This window comes from Enterococcus sp. AZ063 (assembly GCF_051715045.1).
Classification (GTDB): domain Bacteria; phylum Bacillota; class Bacilli; order Lactobacillales; family Enterococcaceae; genus Enterococcus_D; species Enterococcus_D casseliflavus.
In genome coordinates this window covers 1,205,679-1,225,441 of record NZ_JBIOTA010000001.1, presented here as the reverse complement: position 1 = coordinate 1,225,441, position 19,763 = coordinate 1,205,679, and the positions used below count along the sequence as shown (strand labels likewise).

The 19,763-nt window shown below is 43.9% G+C and carries 20 protein-coding genes and 1 other annotated feature; of the genes, 3 read left to right on the top strand and 17 right to left on the bottom strand.

The window, feature by feature from the left end:
* Window positions 1–18: 18 nt before the first annotated feature.
* The 7 genes from licT to IGK61_RS05650 all read right to left on the bottom strand — a co-directional run bounded on the left by licT (window position 19) and on the right by IGK61_RS05650 (window position 7,261).
* Complete coding sequence (gene licT, locus IGK61_RS05680) at window positions 19–855, bottom strand: BglG family transcription antiterminator LicT (RefSeq protein ID WP_074535051.1); 837 nt, start codon at window positions 853–855, stop codon at window positions 19–21.
* Window positions 856–1,082: 227 nt separating this feature from the next.
* Window positions 1,083–2,129: a hypothetical protein gene (locus tag IGK61_RS05675; RefSeq protein ID WP_172462567.1), complete on the bottom strand. Its 1,047-nt coding sequence runs from the start codon at window positions 2,127–2,129 to the stop codon at window positions 1,083–1,085.
* A gap of 241 nt (window positions 2,130–2,370) precedes the next feature.
* Window positions 2,371–3,186 (bottom strand): carbohydrate ABC transporter permease, encoded by an 816-nt coding sequence (locus IGK61_RS05670; RefSeq protein WP_015509354.1) that lies wholly within the window; start codon window positions 3,184–3,186, stop codon window positions 2,371–2,373.
* Window positions 3,187–3,207: 21 nt separating this feature from the next.
* Entirely contained in the window at window positions 3,208–4,092 is an 885-nt protein-coding gene (locus IGK61_RS05665; protein WP_074535050.1) for a carbohydrate ABC transporter permease, read from the bottom strand.
* Window positions 4,093–4,122: 30 nt separating this feature from the next.
* A complete protein-coding gene (locus IGK61_RS05660; protein WP_275851230.1) occupies window positions 4,123–5,433 on the bottom strand; it encodes an ABC transporter substrate-binding protein in 1,311 nt (436 codons plus the stop codon).
* Between the two features lie 171 nt (window positions 5,434–5,604).
* Entirely contained in the window at window positions 5,605–6,717 is a 1,113-nt protein-coding gene (locus tag IGK61_RS05655) for an NADH-dependent flavin oxidoreductase (RefSeq protein ID WP_074535048.1), read from the bottom strand.
* A 172-nt stretch (window positions 6,718–6,889) separates the two neighbouring features.
* Entirely contained in the window at window positions 6,890–7,261 is a 372-nt protein-coding gene (locus tag IGK61_RS05650; RefSeq protein ID WP_010747832.1) for a MarR family winged helix-turn-helix transcriptional regulator, read from the bottom strand.
* 308 nt (window positions 7,262–7,569) lie between these two features.
* Here IGK61_RS05650 and IGK61_RS05645 point away from each other — a divergent pair, with 308 nt between their 5' ends.
* Window positions 7,570–8,226 carry a hypothetical protein gene (locus tag IGK61_RS05645; protein ID WP_074535047.1) on the top strand — a complete coding sequence of 219 codons (657 nt, stop codon included), beginning with the start codon at window positions 7,570–7,572 and terminating at the stop codon, window positions 8,224–8,226.
* A 43-nt stretch (window positions 8,227–8,269) separates the two neighbouring features.
* Here IGK61_RS05645 and IGK61_RS05640 read toward each other — a convergent pair whose 3' ends face one another.
* The 10 genes from IGK61_RS05640 to IGK61_RS05595 form a co-directional block, all read right to left on the bottom strand.
* On the bottom strand, window positions 8,270–9,646 hold the full coding sequence (locus tag IGK61_RS05640) for a TrkH family potassium uptake protein (protein WP_034869953.1): 1,377 nt from the start codon (window positions 9,644–9,646) through the stop codon (window positions 8,270–8,272).
* A 78-nt stretch (window positions 9,647–9,724) separates the two neighbouring features.
* Window positions 9,725–10,354 carry a V-type ATP synthase subunit D gene (locus IGK61_RS05635; protein ID WP_010747829.1) on the bottom strand — a complete coding sequence of 210 codons (630 nt, stop codon included), beginning with the start codon at window positions 10,352–10,354 and terminating at the stop codon, window positions 9,725–9,727.
* Complete coding sequence (locus IGK61_RS05630) at window positions 10,335–11,732, bottom strand: V-type ATP synthase subunit B (protein WP_438844760.1); 1,398 nt, start codon at window positions 11,730–11,732, stop codon at window positions 10,335–10,337. Before IGK61_RS05630 ends, IGK61_RS05635 begins: the two co-directional genes overlap by 20 nt.
* Window positions 11,716–13,503: a V-type ATP synthase subunit A gene (locus tag IGK61_RS05625; RefSeq protein WP_074535046.1), complete on the bottom strand. Its 1,788-nt coding sequence runs from the start codon at window positions 13,501–13,503 to the stop codon at window positions 11,716–11,718. Before IGK61_RS05625 ends, IGK61_RS05630 begins: the two co-directional genes overlap by 17 nt.
* A 15-nt stretch (window positions 13,504–13,518) precedes the next feature.
* A complete protein-coding gene (locus tag IGK61_RS05620; RefSeq protein ID WP_005225570.1) occupies window positions 13,519–13,827 on the bottom strand; it encodes a V-type ATP synthase subunit F in 309 nt (102 codons plus the stop codon).
* Window positions 13,817–14,803, bottom strand: coding sequence for a V-type ATPase subunit (locus IGK61_RS05615; protein WP_074535045.1), 987 nt, complete (start codon window positions 14,801–14,803; stop codon window positions 13,817–13,819). The genes IGK61_RS05620 and IGK61_RS05615 overlap by 11 nt, the downstream gene beginning before the upstream one ends.
* 3 nt (window positions 14,804–14,806) lie before the next feature.
* Window positions 14,807–15,391: a hypothetical protein gene (locus IGK61_RS05610; protein WP_005225568.1), complete on the bottom strand. Its 585-nt coding sequence runs from the start codon at window positions 15,389–15,391 to the stop codon at window positions 14,807–14,809.
* A gap of 13 nt (window positions 15,392–15,404) precedes the next feature.
* Window positions 15,405–15,875, bottom strand: coding sequence for a V-type ATP synthase subunit K (locus IGK61_RS05605; protein WP_005225567.1), 471 nt, complete (start codon window positions 15,873–15,875; stop codon window positions 15,405–15,407).
* The gene (locus tag IGK61_RS05600; protein WP_074535044.1) at window positions 15,872–17,833 is read right to left on the bottom strand and encodes a V-type ATP synthase subunit I; all 1,962 of its coding nucleotides are present in this window, start codon (window positions 17,831–17,833) and stop codon (window positions 15,872–15,874) included. The genes IGK61_RS05605 and IGK61_RS05600 overlap by 4 nt, the downstream gene beginning before the upstream one ends.
* Window positions 17,811–18,143, bottom strand: a complete 333-nt coding sequence (locus IGK61_RS05595; protein WP_015509344.1) for a hypothetical protein — start codon at window positions 18,141–18,143, stop codon at window positions 17,811–17,813. The genes IGK61_RS05600 and IGK61_RS05595 overlap by 23 nt, the downstream gene beginning before the upstream one ends.
* A 109-nt stretch (window positions 18,144–18,252) precedes the next feature.
* Window positions 18,253–18,306: a sequence feature (sodium ion sensor (DUF1646 type); this cis-regulatory element may regulate processes involved in with the transportation of sodium ions), on the bottom strand.
* A gap of 675 nt (window positions 18,307–18,981) precedes the next feature.
* On the opposite strand from IGK61_RS05595, the gene IGK61_RS05590 reads away from it, so the two are divergent.
* Window positions 18,982–19,194 carry a hypothetical protein gene (locus IGK61_RS05590; protein WP_005225563.1) on the top strand — a complete coding sequence of 71 codons (213 nt, stop codon included), beginning with the start codon at window positions 18,982–18,984 and terminating at the stop codon, window positions 19,192–19,194.
* Window positions 19,195–19,218: 24 nt separating this feature from the next.
* Window positions 19,219–19,746 (top strand): GNAT family N-acetyltransferase, encoded by a 528-nt coding sequence (locus IGK61_RS05585; RefSeq protein ID WP_074535043.1) that lies wholly within the window; start codon window positions 19,219–19,221, stop codon window positions 19,744–19,746.
* Window positions 19,747–19,763: the final 17 nt, after the last annotated feature.

Here is a 19,763-nt window from a genome sequence, read left to right as displayed (position 1 = left end):
GCCAATCCAGTAACAATCCTAAGCACTTGTTATTCGTTTGATGTGTATAGTTAAATAGATCAATTCGTCTTCTTCTAACGGTCTACCGAATTCTTTGTTGATGTAGTCGCTGATTTTCAGCGCACACGCATATTCCTTCATATAGCGGTCTTTCAACATAAAAATAAAACTGCCGGTTCCTGCATCATCGAGCTTTGTTCCGCTGAATAAGCGCTGGACAAAAAATTTCAAATGGGTCACAAAGCGTTCGTAGTTCAATGAATACTCATCAAGCTCCATTGAAAAATGATATTTAACGATGTTTAGGATATGCTGAATGATCTTCGCCATTTCCGATACTTGACTGACCTGCGCCATATCCAACTCCGCATTGACGATGTGCAATGCTATGAAGCCGGCTTCATCTTCTGGCAGCTCGATCGCCAAGCGATTTTTGATGATCGATAACGCTTCTTTGCCAATGAGGTATTCATGGTTATAAAACCGCTTGATTTCCCATAGCAAGGCATTTTTGATTTCCATGCCATTTTGATAGCGCTCGATAGCATAATTGATATGATCGGTCAGCGTCAGAAATAATTTTTCGCTCAATTTTTTCCCAAGGGAAACTTTTGCAAAACTGATGATCTCATTCGCTACTTGAATATGTTCGATAGGGATAGAAGAAAGTAATTGGGTTAGTTTTGTGACATTCCACTCTTGTGTACTGAGATAGACTTTTTCAATCTTGGTATCGTCGATCACATCGCCTGGCTTTTTCTTAAAGCCTAAGCCTTTGCCCATGACGACCAATTCTTGTTTTTCCTCATTCTCAGAAATCACAATGTTGTTATTGATCACTTTTGTTACGTTCATTTTAACGACCCTATTCTTCTTTAGATTTCTTCACACAAAAAAATAGGTATAGCCCGCCTAAAGCGGTAACAATCCTCAGAGCCAGTGTAGCATGAGAAAAATCACTCGTCAATGGGGATTTTTAACCGCTTGTTTAAAAGCAGAAAACAGCGCTGCTGCCATTTGAGTCTTTGGCAGAACGCTGTTCACTGGTTTATGGCTCACTAACTCTCTTTGTGAGAGATGAATTAGATACGATTTTCGTGGTCAGCAGTTTTGACTAAGTTTGCACCCACCAACCCACCGATTGACGTAAGAACGAGTCCTAAGACCATTGCCACAAAGCCCCAAATGGATGCTTTGGCTGTTGCATCACTTGCTTCTTCCGCTTTTTGACGAGCGTCTTCCACTGCTTGGTCAATGTCTTGTTTGGCTTGTTCAAGATTTTGTTGCGCATTTTCGATTTGTTTTTGCGCTTCATCAGAAGCATCTTGTAAGCCGTTCACGATATTGTTCGTTGCTTCTTCTGCTTCTTGTTGGCTTAGATCTGTGTTTTGAGCCACTGCATTTGAGATTGCTTCTTTATCGACTGAATCACCGATCGTTGTAGCACGATCTTGTAATTTGCTTGCTAAATCATCAATGATTTTATCAGCATCATTTGGATTGGTTGCAATGTCTTTGCCAGCATCTTTGATATCATTTGTCGCGTCAGACAATTGGTTTTGCAAGTAGTCTGGTTGCAATTCAGGAACATCGGTATCTTGTAAAACATCATTGACGTTCGCTTGTAATTCATCTGTATTGACGTCTTCCATGTTTCCTGTTATTTCATCGAAGGCTTTTGAAGCGACATCGCCAGCACCAGAGGCCACTGTTTCAACACCACTACCGACAGCAGAAGCAACGTTTCCTAAAAGTGACCCGACTACAGAAAAAGCACCGATCGTTAAGTAAGAAAGCATAACCATCATCACGATCATACTTGTTGCCCATGTTAAGAAACCATGAACCAATCCGACACGTCGAGCAGCAACACCAGAAACAAAACCAGCACCGAATAATGCCAAGACGAAGGTAATCACTGTCCAAATCAATAATCCTGTCCCAACACCATCTAATGGGTTATTAGAGGTTGGTTCCACCATACCAAAACCGATTGCTGAGCCAATCATTGACAGTGTCATGAACAATGCGATAAATGTTACGACCCCTGCAAAGATAGACCCCCAAGACAAATTATAGCCTGCCTCCCGCTCATCTGAACCTAAATAATTTCTAAATCCTCTTTTCATCATTACATCCCCTTTTTGTTTTTTTAACCTGAATTAAGTCTAACAATTGATTGTTTTTTTATCAATCAACTCGACTTGCGCTATCTTTTTGTAAGAAAAATGAATGAATCTGAATTGTTTGACTATTTATTAAAATAATGCCTCTCAAGGCAATTGTTTTTTATCTGAGGAAAGCTATTTCACCCCCTGCGTCAAGCCTTCCCCAACCTTATGGAAAAGTAGCCAAGCTGGTTATTGCTACTTATAGTTTCAAAGAACCTGTCATGCCTTTCACAAAGCCTTTTTGCATAAACAAAAACAATACCAACGTTGGGATCGTTGCAATCACGATTGCCAGCATTTGAACGCCATAATTTGGTACGTAACTGGCTGACGATAAATTGGAAATCAGCAATGTCATGGTTTGACGACTTTCCGTTTGCAAAAAGACCAGTGGTAGCAAATAGCTGTTCCATGCGTTCATAAAGGCATAGATGGCAGCGGCAGCATAGGTCGAGCGCATCATAGGGAAAACGATCCGGAAAAATATCGTGTACTCTGTTGCCCCCTCGATGCGACTCGCATCTAAAATACCGTCAGGAAAAGACTTGAAGTTCTGGCGAAAAAAGAAAATCAGAAACAGGTTATTGACCAATGGCAAAATGACCGCCACGTGCTGATTGACTAGCTGCATTCCTGCCATCATTTTAAACAATGGGATCACCAAAGTTGCCAGTGGCACCATCATACATAGCAGAAAAACCGCATAAATCCCTTCACTCGCCCGCGTTCGAAACTTCTCAAATCCAAAGGCAGCCAAAGAAGTGACCAGTAGACTGACAAGGACGGTGATCAATGAAATCTTGATGGAATTCCACATGATCAATGGGATGTCGTAATTGCTGAACAGCACCTGAAAATTGCTTGCTAGCTGATTCCCAAAAGTCAGCTTCCCTTCGGCAACTTGATTGGCGGTATTGGTAGAGCCCACCATCATCCAGTAAAACGGAAAAATCGAAAAAAACGAGACGATCAGTAAAAAACCATATTTTATGCATCCACTTAAAGTAACTTTCATAGCTGCTCCTTTCTATCGCTTTTATTGATTCGTTTTCGAGAGTTTCAACTGGATCACAGATAAAAGAGCGATGATGATCACTAAGACCCACGACAGCGTAGCCGAATACCCAAAATTTGACGTATAGACAAAGGAGTGATTATAGATCAGTTGGGCGACAGTCAACGTCTCATTGGATGGGCCACCACCTGTTAGATTAACCACTTCATCAAAGAGTTGGATCGTCCCAATGGTGGAGGTGATGGTTGTAAAAACGATCACCGGCTTCAGCTGCGGGATCACTACGAAAAAGAACTTTTGAAACCCATTCGCCCCATCGATCGCAGCAGCTTCTAAAGTGTCATCCGAGATATTTTGCAATCCTGCCAAATAAAAAATCATGTTATAGCCTGTCCAACGCCAGCACAGGGCAATAATAACGGTCAGTTTTGCTAAAAACGGATTATTTAGCCAATCTAGCGGTTGCGTGATCAAGCCAATGTTCAGCAGCCCTTGATTAACGATCCCGCCAATTTGAAACATCATTTTAAATAAAACTGCATAGGAAACCAGCGAGGTGACACAGGGTAGAAACAACGCCAATTTAAAGAAGGAGCGTCCTACAAGCTTCGGCGTGTTCAAAACAAACGCCAGCAGAAGACCCAACAACACCATGATCGGTACTTGAAAGATCAGAAAGATAAAATTATTGAGTAAAGCTTTTTGAAAAATCGTATCCTGCAGCATACGCAGGTAATTGCCGAAGCCGACAAAAACCGATTGCAGTCCCTGCATACGATGCAGGGAAAGATATAAGGAATAGACGATGGGATACAGCAAAAAGACACTACTGAATACTAAAGAAAGGCCAATAAATCCCCAGACTTGTTGGTTTTTGGGGCGCTTTTTTCTGATCGTATTTTGCATATTCATCACTCCTTAAGCAACACAAGTCGGCTATTCGCCGACTTGCATCTTGTAGGTGTTTTCTGCTTCTGTCAACATATCATCTAAGGACATGGCACCATCAAAATAGCTTTGCATTCCCCCACGCAAGGCATCCACTGCCGCTTGGGTATTTACCCCGTAATCAACGGCGGGGATGTCCGCCATCCAACTAGAGAAATCTTTATAGATTGGGGCGTCATTAAAGAAAGGATCTTCATATTGATAAGCTTCTCCTTCTTGTGAGGGTAGGTAAGTCCCCACTGCCCCATTTTCTACTAAAATCTCTTGATAGAATTCATCATTCCCAGCAAATTCTTGTTTGAGAAAATCAATGGCCAACGCTTTATTTGGTGAGTCATTGAGCACCAACCAGCTAGAACCACCCAAGTTCGAGTAAGGTGTCGCTCCAGACACTGTCTCTAATTGGGGAAGATTCGTATAGCCCCATTTTCCTTTTTGATCTTCTGCGGATCGGATTGTCGCAGAAAACCAGATGGCTGAATTGACTGCTGCCACTTCTCCACTCGTCACTGCACCGATCCCTTCTGGCGCAAAATAATCTACTGGTTTTGCCAACTCTTTTTCTTCGATCGTCTTCAGGATCGGCAGCATTTCACGAATAGCAGGATTGTCTTTCAAGAATATGTTTCCGTCTTCATCAAAATACCATAATCCGGCTGACTGCATCGCCATCTGGATATAATGAGTGCCGCGATTTGGAATAAACGCGACGAACCATTTCCCCGTTTTTTCTTTGACTGTCTCACCAATCTCCACAAATTTGGACCAGGTTAGATTGGTGAGTTCACTTTCATCGATCCCCGCTTCACTTAAATACTCTTTGCGGTAGTAGAGTCCAGCAGAACCTGAATCAAAGGGAACCGCATAAACGCCGTCTTGATAGGTCGCATTCGTTACTTTGTAAGGAGCAAATTGGTCAAAGTCAATGTCTTCCGATAATTCTGCAAATTTTCCTTCGTAGTTCAGCAAATAGTTCTGCACGTCATAGTCATCCATCAAAACGATGTCAGGCAAACCTTCGGAGACCCCTGAAGTAAAGGATGAAACCATTTTTTGCTTGGTATCCTCGTTGGACATCTCGACGACATTAAGGTCGATTGCGTCATTGTCCGCATTGTAATATTCCCCGGCTTTTTCCATAATTGGAATATTAAAATTTGTGTCCCAAGCCCAAACAGTTAGCGTATTCTCATCTGTACTGGCAAAATCTTGTGAATCTGCTGTTTCTTGATTTCCTCCACAACCAGCGAACAACAACCCTGTGACAATTACTAGCAAGAACAAGCTACTTTTTTTCATTTTTCTCCCTCCAATATGATTCTCTCCTCATCCCCCGATAGCATAAAAATAAAGTAAGCGCTTACCATTACACCAATTATAAAGAATGATGTTCATAATTGAAAATAATTGGATCGTTCCTCTCGTTTTACCAAAAAACCACCTTCGCCCAAGGCAAAGGTGGTTATCTGCTTATTTTTCTTCATTTAGGCGATCTGGCATCATGTTTTCCATAAAACCCCAAACGCCGTTTTGTAATACGAGTTCCTCACGTTCGTAAGTAGAAACCGTGGTGCGGATCAATTCATCTTGACCGTCTAAGACTTTTTGTCCCCAATGAGGATCGATCAACAATGCCCGGCCCACTGCTACAAAGTCTGCATGTTTTAGCAAGCCCGCGGCATCTTTCGATGTTCGGACATCCCCTACACCAATCAAAGGAACCCGCTGAGCGATTTTTTCATAGACATACGCCAACATCGATTTTTCTTGGTACGCTTTTGAAATCGATTTGCGGGTATAATCCGCAAGGGAGATGTGCAGATAGTCTAATCCTTTTTCTGCCAGTTGGTCCACTAAGAACAACGTATCTTCAAAGCGAATCCCTGGTTCTTCGAATTCTTCCGGTGAAAAACGATAACCGACGATAAACTCCTTCACACCTGATTGGTCCACTGTTTCCAATACTTCATCGACGAGCTTCTCAATAAAACGATAACGGTTCTCTAGTGAGCCACCCCATTCATCGGACCGACGATTTGAGTGAGGAGAAAAGAATTGTTGGATCAAATACGTATTGGCTCCGTGGAGTTCTACGCCATCAAACCCCGCCTTGATCGCCCGTTCGGTAGCTTTTTTAAAGTTTTCAATAATCGTTAAAATCTCATCTACTGTGACTTCTCGGGGAACCTGGGCATTTGGTCGTTCGGCAGCAACTGCGCTGGCAGAAATCGGTTGTGTTCCTCGTAGGACCGAGTCATCCGTCATCCGACCGGCATGAAAAATCTGTAAAATAGCTTTGGTCCCATTGGTTTTGATGGTGCTGGCTAATTTACTTAATCCAGGTAAAAAGGCATCGTCGTAAGCGCCTAATTCCCCTTCCCAGCCCTTGCCATCTTCTTGGACATTGGCTGCCGCTGTGATGACTGCTCCGACTTCCCCAGAGCGTAAGCCATAGTAAGCCAACTCATCTTTCGTAATCACCCCATCAAAGAAGGACATCTTGGTCGTCATTGGTGCCATAATGATTCGATTTTTCAACTGCAATCCGCGCTTAAATGTTGCTTTGTCTGTTACATTTCGCATGGGTTTCCCACCTTTTCCATTGGATTCATTTCGCTTTGTAGATCTGACTGGCTTAGTTGCCCAAGGAGATCCTTAAAACAAATCGGTGCATCTTTTTTCTTTTTATCAAAATATACATGCACATGCATCTATATTACAAAAGAATCAAGGAGAAAACAAGTGAAAAACATCATTAGTCCAGCATTTCCTCCAAGACTTTTTCAAAAACGACTTTTGAACGCTGCAGTTTCTTTTCACCTGATTGGGTCAAATCAATATAGATTCCCCGCTTATCATCTTGACAAGAATGCCGTTCGATCACACCGCACAGCTTGTCTTCCATGCGCATGATCATACGTGACATCGCACTTTGACTAAGATCAAAATGGGCGATCAAATCATTGAGGCGCATGCTATGATTGGGGGTCTTTTCTAAGTAATAAAGCACGTAATACTCATTCAAAGACAGATTGCTTTCTGCTTTGAGGGCTTGCTCCAAACGAGCCTCGATCGCTTGATGCTGATTCGTAAAGGCTAACCATTGCCCCATCCGTTCTTTTTCCATCCTCTTCACCACCCATTCTTCTATACCAAGGTATTTTAATCTAGATCCCTGCGTTACGCAAGTCGCCAGAAAAGGCTAACACTTTATTATACAAAATTAGCCAGCTACTGCGGGCGTTCATGAATGTTTTATGATAGAATTGACGAAAAATTCAGCAAAAACTTCCTGTTCTTTCTCAATATTCTATACTACAATAGCTTTAACACCAAAGAATATTTAAGCACTATATCAGCAAAATTGTGCATTCCGACACAATAATTTGCTTGTTTTAGATGTTCTAATATTCTAAGGAAAGGATGAAGCAAACGATGAAAAAAACATTTTCTTTGATTGGGGCACTAACACTCGTCAGTTTGGGGCTTTTGACAGGTTGTAACAACGAAAAAGATACTGCTCAGTCAACCAGCGAGCTAAGCCAGAGTCGTGTGTCTACTGAAAGCAAACAAAGTACGTCGACGCAAACGACTGAAAGCAGCTCCTTAGCGTCAACCTCTACTTCAAAAACTTCGACCACAAGCCAGCAATCGACGGGCCACTCTGACACAATGCAAACGACAGCAAGCTCAGCTTCCAACGAGTTTCCATATGCCGTTGATCTTTCCCAATATGGCCCTACACTGACTTTTCACTTCAACGGTTTCAATGTACCAGATACTGTCACGATTCAAAATACGACTCCAATGATCATTTCGATTCCCGACAGAATTAGTTATGAAGCACAAGTCGATACGATCGCGACAAAGGAGATTCGCATCTTTTCAGCAAATGACAATGGGATTCGTACAGTAAAAGTGAATACCCAGTTGACCTTTGCAAAAGAGATCACACCCAATAGCAATCCTGATTTTAACCAAAACCTGTACCTATTTACAAATAAGGAGGGTGGTCTATCTTTGATCACGCCGAACTATGCGGGAAATGTCAGCGATGACCAACGAGATGTGATGTTAGAAGTACTTCAATAAACGAAAAACAGGGAAACGAAGCGTGCTTCGTTTCCCTGTTTCGTTACCCGATCATCACGGTTTCATCAGGATATTTGTAGCCAGCTTCTTGTTTGTTGGCTTTTTTCATCAATGAAAAAGCAACGGTCATGATGCCGACTCGACCAATGAACATCAAAAAAATGATCAAAAGTTTGCCAAAAACCGACAAGTAAGGCGTCAACCCCATGGTCAACCCCACCGTTCCAAAAGCGGAAAAAACTTCAAAGGCAATGGTTGGCAACCCAAAGTTTGGGGTTTGCGGCATACTCTCAGTGATCGACAACAAGAAAATCGCTACGAAGCATAACGTCAAGGTAAGGAAGAACAACGTAAAGGCACGCGATACAGCAGATTCTTTGATCGTGCGACCAAAAACTTCCGCTCGACTGCGCCCTTTCAATAAGCTGCGGATCTTGATGATCAAGACCGCAAATGTCGTTGTCTTCAATCCCCCAGCAGTTGATCCAGAGGTGCCGCCGATATACATTAAAATCATCGTCAGCATCAGGCCTGCTTGACTCATTTGTCCGTAATCAATACTGAAAAATCCAGCGGTTCTTGGGGTGACCGCTAAGAAGAGGTATTGGAAAAAACGTTCGATGACCGAGTCACCCGTGATCAACTGTGAATTGGCTTCGGTCAAAAAGAACCCTGCCGTTCCAAAAACCACCAAAACGATCATAGCGATCCATGCCAAGCGGCTATGCAGAGACCTTTTTTTGGACGCCGTATGCAGGAGATCGAACCAAACGAGAAACCCCAGACCACCGGCGATGATCAAGAAACTGATGACCCCCAGCACAAATGGGTCGTTTTGAAACCCTACCATGCTGTTGCCGAACAAATCAAACCCAGCATTACAAAAGGCCGAGATCGCATGAAAAACACTGTACCAAAGGCCTTGCTCCCAACCAAAACGGGGCACGAATGCAAAAGCCAGCAAGATGATCCCACTGACTTGGATCAAAAAGGCGATCCGAATCAGGTACCATGCCAAATGGATTTCTCCAGACATTCGGTCCAGATTCAATGATTCCCGCAAAATCATCCGAGTACTAAGATGGACTCTTTTTCTCGCCAAGATGTAAAAGAAGACGGGAATCGACATGAAGCCGATCCCACCGATCTCAATCAGCATCAGCAAGATCCCTTGGCCCCACAGGTTGTAATGATCGGCTACGGTCAAGGTCGAAAGACCCGTCACGCAAACAGCCGATGTGGCAGTAAACAGCGCATCTAAAAAGTTGGTGCCTTCACCACTTTGGGTGACAGCCGGCAGCATCAGCAAGCCAGTTCCTGCCAATATCAGCAAAACGAAGACCAGTGTGACGATCTGCGGAATCAAAAAGCGTTGCGATGCCAGCTTTTTTTTCAAACGATTTCTTTTTTTCATTTTCATTTCCTTTGACCTTTTGCAAAAACCAATGTCTTAGTAATCCAAGTTTATTGCATTTGTTTTTTCTATTATCATACCATTTTATTTTGATTTATTCTTCACTTTGATCATTCTTGTTACGTTTGCTCGTTCATTTTCTTCCAGCCGCATTTTGATTCCATAAATGGCTTCTTCCAGCTCGGGAATCGTCAAATATTCTAGGGCATTGACGCGTCGGCGCGTCCGTTCGATTTCCCCTGCCATCAATTGACAGGTCTTTTCGATTTCCGTTAGCTCCAACAGCTTCGGCATGACGTCAGTAAAACGGGCGACAGCATTATCTAACGGAACATTGGAATTCAAAAAGCCGTACTCGATCGGCGCTTGCATCACCGTATCGTCGTAATCAAAATGCATCACTGGCACTTCCACACTCATGATGTTTTTCGTGGACAATTCAAGGGAGACTTCAGTTGCTGGTAAAATAAACATTTCTTCAATGTATTTTTCATTGATTGTGGCATTGGCTAAGCGAAATGCCTTCATGGCACGCTGCAATTGTTCTTCGACTTCTTTACGCAAGCGGTCATTCTTTTTGATCAATTCAATAAATTGACGCATGAGTTCGTCTTGTTTGTCTTTTAATAATTTGTGTCCGCGTTTGGCTGTCGCCAATTGTTTGCTGAGGCGCGACAGCTCCATGCGGGTTGGATTAACGGTTTTTTGCGCCATTGTTCTCCTCTCCCGGTAAGTATTCCGCCAGTAGGGCATCGCTGATCCGCTTCAGCTCGACTTTTGGCAGCATCGCCAATAATTCCCAGCCTAATTCCAAGGTTTCGATAATCGAACGGTTGGTGCGATACCCTTGGTTCAAGTATTCATTTTCGAAGCGTTCCGCAAATTTGGCATAGGTTTTATCTACTTCCGACAATGCCGATTCTCCTAAAACGACTGCCAATTCCTTGGCTTGCTTTCCTTGAGCATAGGCAGAAAACAACTGGTTCATCGTTGCGGCATGGTCTTTACGGGTTTTTCCTTCACCGGTCCCTTTATCTTTTAACCGTGACAATGACGGCAAGACATCGATGGGTGGCTGGATGCCGTTTTTATACAAATCACGAGACAAGATGATTTGTCCTTCGGTGATATAGCCGGTCAAATCGGGAATCGGATGGGTTTTGTCATCTTCTGGCATGGTCAAAATCGGTAGCTGGGTCACTGAACCTTTCAAGCCGCGAATCCGTCCCGCACGTTCATATAACGTGGATAAATTGGTATAAAGATACCCAGGATAACCCCGACGTCCTGGCACTTCACGACGAGCAGAGGAGATCTCCCGCAAAGCTTCACAGTAGTTGGTCATATCAGTCATGATCACCAAGACATGCATGCCCTTTTCATAAGCCAAGTATTCGGCTGCCGTCAGTGCCATTCGGGGAGTAGCGATCCGCTCGATCGCTGGGTCATTGGCTAGATTCATAAAGACGACAGAATGGTCGATGGCGCCAGTTTGACGAAAATCTTCCATGAAATATTCTGCTTCTTCAAAGGTGATCCCGATGCCAGCAAACACAACAGCGAAATCGTCTTCCGAGTTCAACACTTGTGCTTGACGCGCAATTTGCGAAGTCAATTCTTTATGAGGCAGACCAGAACCAGAAAAAATCGGCAGCTTTTGTCCCCGAACAAGCGTATTCAAGTGGTCGATCGATGAGATCCCCGTTTGAATAAACTCATCAGGATAATCCCGCGCTGCTGGATTGATTACTTCGCCGTTGATGTCCATAAATTTTTCTGGGACGATCTCTACTCCGCCATCTTTGACCCGACCTAAACCGTCAAAGACTCGCCCGATCATTTGCTCGGAAACGCCTAATTCCAAAGGATGTCCTAAGAAACGCACCGCAGATTCCCGCAAATTGATCCCGCCGGTTCCTTCAAAAATTTGGACCAACGCTTTGTCTTCTTGGATCTCCAGTACTTGTCCTTGCCGCGTTTCGCCGTTTTGCATGCGGACTTCGATCAACTCTTCGTATTTGACACCGGAGACGCGATCGACGGCCATCAATGGTCCGACTACTTCTCCAATCGTTTTATATTCCTTGATCATCGGTGCGGTCTCCTTTCTGTAAAATTTCTTTCATCGTTGCTTTGATCTCTTGATGCAAAGCAGGAATTTTTGCTAATTCCGTTTCAGGCAGGTACTTCATACGTGCCACTTTGTCTCGCAATTCTTCGGTTCCTGCATAGATTTCTGAAAGATACGCACCTAGCGTCAACGCATCTTCCGCTTCTTTGTGGAGCAGCAAGATCGTTTCCAGCATTTTGAACTGCTTTTCACGAGAGGTAAACGTATCGACGTCGTCAAAAGCGTTTTGCTGCAAGAAATCTTCTCGCAATGATTTGGTGGTTTCCAGCAATAACTGATCTTTTTCGGATAAAGCGTCGATACCGACAAGTCGAACGATCTCTGACAACTCAGATTCTTTTTGCAGCATCCGCATGGCTTCTGTTACTTGTTTGGACCAATCCACTTGCATTTGTTGGTCCAAAAAGGCACCCAATTCGTTTTCGTATAAAGAATAGCTCTTCAACCAATCGATCGATGGAAAATGACGCTTTTGCGCTAAGGTGGCATCTAAGCCCCAAAAGACTTTTACGACCCGCAACGTATTTTGGGTAACTGGTTCTGAAATATCGCCGCCTGATGGTGAAACGGCGCTGATGGCAGTGATACTGCCTTCTTGATCAGAACCTAAGCAAATCGCTTTTCCAGAACGCTCATAATACTCTGCCAAGCGGCTGCCTAAGTAAGCTGGATACCCTTCATCACCAGGCATTTCTTCCAGACGACCAGACATTTCTCGCAGTGCTTCTGCCCAACGTGAGGTGGAATCCGCCATGATCGCCACTGAATACCCCATGTCTCGGAAGTATTCCGCAATCGTGATCCCAGTATAAATCGACGCTTCCCGAGCGGCTACCGGCATATTGGAGGTGTTAGCGATCAACACGGTTCTCGCCATTAAAGATTCACCACTACGAGGGTCGATCAACTCTGGAAACTCGTTCATTACATCGGTCATTTCATTGCCGCGTTCGCCGCAGCCGACATAGACGACCAGATCGACATCCGCCCATTTGGCGATTTGGTGCTGAACGACAGTCTTCCCTGCACCAAATGGTCCTGGAACGGCTGACGCCCCGCCTTTAGCGATTGGAAAGAAGGTGTCGATCACTCGCTGGCCAGTAATCATTGGTTCGACTGGATTCAGTTTTTGCTTTACTGGACGGCTATGACGCACGGGCCATTTTTGCAGCATCGTGAAAGACCGTTCTCCTTTGGGTGTATCTAAAACATAAATCGTTTCATCGATGGTAAATTCCCCCGCATAAACAGCCTTGACTGTTCCTGAAACGCCATGAGGAACCATGATCTTGTGATTGATCAACGGTGTTTCTTGCACGGTGCCGATGACCATCCCGGTACTGACTACTGCACCGACTTCGACTGTCGGTACAAAGGGCCACTTTTTCTCATGATCCAACGCAGGCAATTGCACCCCACGCGTCAAGAAGTTGCTTTGGGTGATAGACATGAAGGTTTCTAAGGGACGTTGGATGCCATCAAACATTTGTGACATGATCCCAGGCGCCAATTCGACGGATAGCGGTTCACCGGTGGTTTCGACTGGTTCACCAGGTCCGATCCCAGACGTTTCTTCATAGACTTGGATCGAAGCGACGTCGCCGCGCATTTCGATGATCTCACCGACCACGCCTAAATCTCCTACATAACAGATATCTTCTAAACTTGCATGGCCCATATTTTTGGCTAACACCAATGGACCAGATACTTTAATAATTGTTCCTTTTTCCACAACATCGGCTCCTCTCTATAGTATGTTTTGTCCAACTGCTTTTTCGACATTTTCTTGAATCATTCGCTTGCCGATTCCTCGGGAACCATCATAATCAGGAATCAAGATGACTGCAGGTGTCATTTTTTGTTGGACTTTTGCTAATTCATCGGGAATCAGCTCGGCACATTTTTCAGTCAGGTAGATGATCGTACTGTTCTTCATTAATTTTGCCAGCGCCTGCTTCACTTCTTTTTCTTCCGAGGCATAGCAGACCTGAAAGCCAAATAGTTGAAAAGGAATGACGGATTCTTTCTCGCCGATTACGCCGATTTTATGAGTCATAGTGCCGCATCCTTTCTCTGAGTTGTTCTTCCGTAAAGCCACTGCGTTTGCCTACTAGCAAGATACGCAGATTTTGTAGTTCCAAAACCTTAGCATTCAAAAATGCGAGTAAAGGCAGTGGTCCTAAAGCATCCGTTTGGGCTTGGCCATAGCTTTCTGTGATCAAATTGTCTTGCAAAAGTGCCAAGCCAGCAAAGTCGATCACCTGTTCATGAATCAAAGGCCGCAACACTTCCTGATAATCACTTTCTAATAAGAAGGCTAAAAAGTCACTATAGGACGCATCCGCAAACGCTAAAAATTCTTCTTTCGGGATACTGCCGACACTCACTAAGACTGCCTCCATAAAACTGCGCGATCGTTTTTGAAGTACACAACGTGCGGCAATCGTTATATTGGTCAAATCGATCATCTTGATGACAGCTTCTTGTAGCTCAGGGATCTTGATTTCATCTGCCAGTCGCCGTTGTTCATGTAAATACCGGCGATCGTAAATGATATCGATGCCTTGCAGCACGGCGCCGCCTTCTAAGTACTCCCGCACTTCTTGGATCGTAGTCACGATTTTCTCAGGCAATACCTCTGAGGTTCCCGTTTTGATGGCGGTCCGACACTCATCGATCGTGTAAAAACCATCTTCGATCAGTAGATGATCATAATCTTTTCCAGTGACTGACTCTTTGGTCAAGACTTTTAGATTATGGAAAGTAAAAGGCATCATATACAGTCGGAGGATCTCTTGATCAGGAACCAGCTCGGCCAATTCTTTGATCGTCTTTAACAATTCTTCATCGAGATAGGTTTCGAATCGTTCATGAAAATCTGGCTTCAAATAGCGTTGATAATGGGTCTGCTGCAAGACAGCCTCGACTTCAGCAAACCCTTCTGCCGCAATCATTTGTTCGACTTCTTGCGGCTTTAGCAACGTCATCTCTTTCAGCCGAATGATTGGATTCAATTGATGATAGTTCCTCATGGATCAACCTCCTTGTTGTATGATCTGCAACCACCGTTCTCGGGTTTCTTTCTTGTATTCATCAAGCAGTACCTGATAGGTAAAATTGTATTGAATGCCGTTGTCATCCACCAAAAAGCCTGCTTCTGTCAATGGTGCGCCTGCTTTGATTTGATACGGTAGTTTTGATTGACAAGACGTAAGCCAAGCGGCATCTAGATGGGCTGCTTGCTCAGGACCAGCGTGGAAGGTCACCGTCCCGCTGATCGGCAGCTGTTGCAGCACATTTTCAGCAAATGACTGCAGCTCTTCTGGCGTCCAGGCAACCATTTGTTGATACGCTTGCTCAAAAAGTTGTGTCAGGTATTCGTTTTGTTTCACCATTTGCTGCTGCTTAGCGGCACTTGCTTGGCGATTCAGCGCTTGCTGATAATTTTTTTCGGCTTGCTTTTTTGCTTGCTGGGCACGAAGCTGCAAGTCCGACTCTTTTTTCGCCCAGTCACGTGCCATCGTTTCACTGATCCTAGCACGTTCAGCGGCAGCCAAACGTTCCCGTTTTGTCTGCGCTTCTTGGTCTAGTTCAGCAATCATTTTGTCGATTGCATCCATACCTTCGCCCCCTTTAAATCGTTCCTAAAAGTAAGAAAGAAATAACAAAGCCTAAGATGGCATACATCTCAACCATTACTGAGAACATAACCCCTTTAAAGAAATGCTCTGGTTTCTTCGCTAAAATTTGAATCCCAGCTGCAGCGACCTTCCCTTGGGCCATTCCTGAGAATAAGCCAGTAAAGGCAACTGGCAGTGATGCCATCAAGTACGCCATACCAGTCACTGTCGACATTTCACCACTTAAGCTACCATAGATCATAAACGCAATAACGAATCCGTATAGTCCTTGCGTTCCGGGAAGCAATTGTAAAATCAAGGCTTGTCCAAACTTCTCCGGCTGATTCGTCGTTAAGGCTGCCGCTGCTTCACCAGTTTGGCCCACCCCTTTGGCTGAACCGATCCCAGAAAAGATCGTAGCGATCCCCATTCCGATAATTGCAAACACCATACCACCATTATTATTAATTAAGTAATCAATCATTTATTGTCTCCTCCATTTTCTTTATCAAAATCAACGTATTTCTCACTTGGCTTAAAGGTTTCAAATTGGCGCCCCCCACCAGTGAAAAATTTTCCGAAAAACTCTACATATTGTAAACGAGCGGCATGCACATACGCACTCAGTAACGATAAAAAGATGTTTAAAGCTTGTAGGACAACCAATAAGAGAATGCCTACAGAAAAACGAGCGGCTGGCGGCAAATAGCCCACCAATAAGTTGAAGGCTGCTGCGATACTCCCACCAGAGATCCCTAATGCCATCAAGCGGCTATAGCTGACAAAGTCGCCGATGTAACTGGTCACACCGTATAAGTCATACAAGCCTAAAAAGAAGCCGCCCACTTTGGTTTTCCCTTTCAGAATCGGTACCACGATGATCAATAAGGCACTAAAGCCTGCTAAAATCAAGCCGACGGTTGTTAGTGCTGGGACATCGATCAAAAGATTGCCTGCGGCTGCCACTAAAAGACCACTCAAAAGTCCTAGCCACGCAAAGCCTTCGTTGACTGCACTTAAAAGATCCTTTTTGCGGATATTTTCTTTGGCTGCTAAATAAAGGCCTGTAAACAGTTGGATCCCACCAAAAATCATGGATAGACCAAAGATCGCCATAAAATCTTCGGAGGGCGATAAAAGTTGGAAGGGCAATGTAGCACCAAAGAAGGAGCCGTAGATTGCGCCCCAAATCATAGTTGGCACAGACAAAATCTGGAACAATTTCAGAAACCGTTTGGTCCCTTTGGGCAAACGCAAGGCGTGTAGCCCAATCGTGGTCGCGACAGCCATTAATGCACCATAACCTAAGTCAGCCACCATCATACCAAAGAAAACATAGTAAAAAGGCGTCATCCATGGGGTTGGATCGATCTCATCGTATTTTGGCAAGCTGTACATTTCCGTCAACATTTCAAAGGGTTGAATAAACGAGGCGTTTTTTAGTTTCGTTGGCACTTGATTGGCAGCGATCTCCTCTGCAGTGGGTTCTTCAAATGAATAGTAAATCTCGTTGGCAAAGGATTCTTGGACCATTTCCGCCACTAACGGCTGATCCTTTTCTTCGATCCAGCCGCGCAAGAGGGCAAAGGTCTGACCAGCTGCTAAGCGCTGTTGCATCATTGCCCGATTCTCACGAGTCAAAAACAGTTCTTCCGCTTGCTGCAGCAGGATCAGCCGTTGTTTGTGCTGACTCATTTCTGTAATCAGTTCTTTGCGCTGCTGCGTCAAGGAAGACAAGGCTTGTTTCGTATTTTGCAAAACCACTTTTGGTGATTCGGATGTCAGGCCAGTTTCTTTCTTCACCCCATATCGGTGAAACAATTGGAACACTTGCTCTTCGATCGCTGTTAAAAACAGGCAGCTGAAATTGACTTTTTTGGGTTCAGAATAGATCACTTCGATATGAACCTCTTCCAATTGACGCAAGGCTTCAGCTAGATCTTCCCAGCGTGGACCTTCGACACTCCCAGCAAAAAAACTTGTATGTGCAGGCGCTTCGATCTCCAAGGGTACGTCAAGATTTTGCCATTGTGTCGCCCATTCTTCCGACTGCGTCGCTGCTTCGATCGCTTCGATCGTCTCTACCCAGCGCTCCTGCAAATTCTCGACTTCAACCAGCTCCGTTAATGCTGCTGCTTCATCGAAGCTTGTTTCAAAGTCCGACAGCCGCAAGGCATCTCGTTGCCATTCCGTGCCTTTTTTCGCATCACCATTTTGGCGAATAAAGCGGATCGCTTCTTGCAATCGACGAATCATTGGTTGATGAGAAGCACCTTCTGGGGTGGCTCCTGCAAAAAATTCCCGCAGCCAAGTTTCGTTCGCTTCCTGCTCAAATACGTTCTCGATTTCAACAAACTGCATCGTTTGCAGCTTCGTCAATAACCTTTCTTGGTAGTGCTTCGGGGTGATCAACGTTAGTTTATTTAGTTTGGTTACTGCCATAAGTCCCGATCACTCCTTCAACGATCTGTTGAACCGCTTGCTCTTGGAAGCTTTGCATATTTTTTTGGTAACGATCTAACACTTGCTGATTCTCTTTTGCCAGCTGCTGCTTTTGTGCTGCTAGTGACTGTTGCAACTGCTCTTCGATTGTTGCTTGTTCTTGAGCAAGCGCCTCTTCTAAAGCGGCTGATCGCTCTTGCAATGCTTGTTGCTGCTGCGCTTCTTCCGACTGCAATTCTTTTTTCAAAGCGCGCAATTGCTGTTCATTGGCTTCTTCTGCTTCTCGTAAACGAGTCAAAGCTTCTCTCATCGATTCCCCTCCTATAATGATTTGTATTCTCAACTGAAAAATAAACAAAAAAGCATACCTCACGAAGAAGTATGCTGATATGAAAAAAGGCCAGCATTCCTCCAAGAATGTTTGCCTCACCCCTTGGCAAACCTGATCCTTGAAGCATAAAAAATGCTCAACCTTTGTCTATTTTATTTTTCAATTCCTGAACTATTATAGCAAAAAACGGCGTTCTATTCAAGTGAAATCATCTTTTGTGAGAAAAAAGTGTTTTTCACCTATTACTGATTCACTTGCTACCTGCCCAACTTTCCACCTAACATTTGCCAGGGATCGGATTGTTCTTACTAAATTGAAATCGGTCAAAATCAATTTAAGACTTAGAATGGTATGAATGAAGAACGTTGAGATTTTTTGAAAATGCTAGACATCATTTAATTGGTACCCAAAAGGAGATAACAGTTCCAACAACCCATTCGATCCCTGACAAATCTTAAGTGAGAAGTTCGCTTATTTCGCTTCTCTTTTTATCGGTGGCAGCGGTTGGCCCTTTTCTTCACAAATGAAATAACCGCCTCGATAAAGGCATGTGTAAATTTTACCTAGTTCCATTGTTAAAGGAAGCCCATTTTTTAAATACATCGGTTTTCTTTCCATTGTGCTCACCTTGTCTTTCGTGGGAAAATCAGTCAAAATAAAAAACAACAGCTATTTCTAATCTTATCTTCAAGATTACCAAAAATTAAATCAATTTCCTAGTTTTTTAATCAAAATATCGCAACTATATCGATTGTTTTATATAAAGATGGATATTTAACGAAATGTGTGTGTAAAGAATGAACAGGAGGAAAAAAGGATGTCAGATGAACGTTGGTTTCAAATTAGAAGAAAGCGAAACATCGAATTGGTTCTTTGTTTGCTTGTCGTCCTGCCGATGGTCTATGGCTTATGGTTTCAGCTCGCTTTTTTGATCCACTACATGTCGTTTTTGTTTCTGGTAGCTGTCTTCACTGCAATCTACGAAGGAATTCGTTGGATCTGGGCTTTTATTAGAAAAAAACGAGCGTGAAAAAGCTTGGCTCTGCTATAATAAATGAAACGAGCAGAGAGGAGTGCTTCTATGAAACGAATCATTATGGCTTGTGACTTACAACATGCCCCCAAAGCTTTACAAGAATCCGCCCTTTCTTTTGAGCCTTTTCTCCCGAATTCTCGAAGTGTCGCAGAGCTTTTTTATTCCGCCTATCATGAAACGTCAGATGACGAAGGGGAATCGCTTGCTGACTGGCAAAGAGAGCTGAGAGAGACCGCTGACGGAAAATACGGTCCCTTGATTCCAGAGCTTTCTTTTCAGTTACAAAAGGATGATCATCCTATCGGTGCCGTAGTAACCAGCACGTTTCAAGAGCTTCCCCTGCTATTATTTGTCGTTATGGACGCAGCCTTTAAAGGCAACGGCTTATCCAAGCTGCTGATGAAGGAAGTGATCCAACGAGCAAAAGGCATGGGACTCATTCACCTTTACTTGGTAGTGACAGTTGAAAACCAGCCAGCCTACAAGCTGTATGAAGCATGCGGTTTTTCTTTTGCAGGTGAAAGCTGGGCTGATCTTTCTCCTTAGCTAAGCTTGCAAGTTAT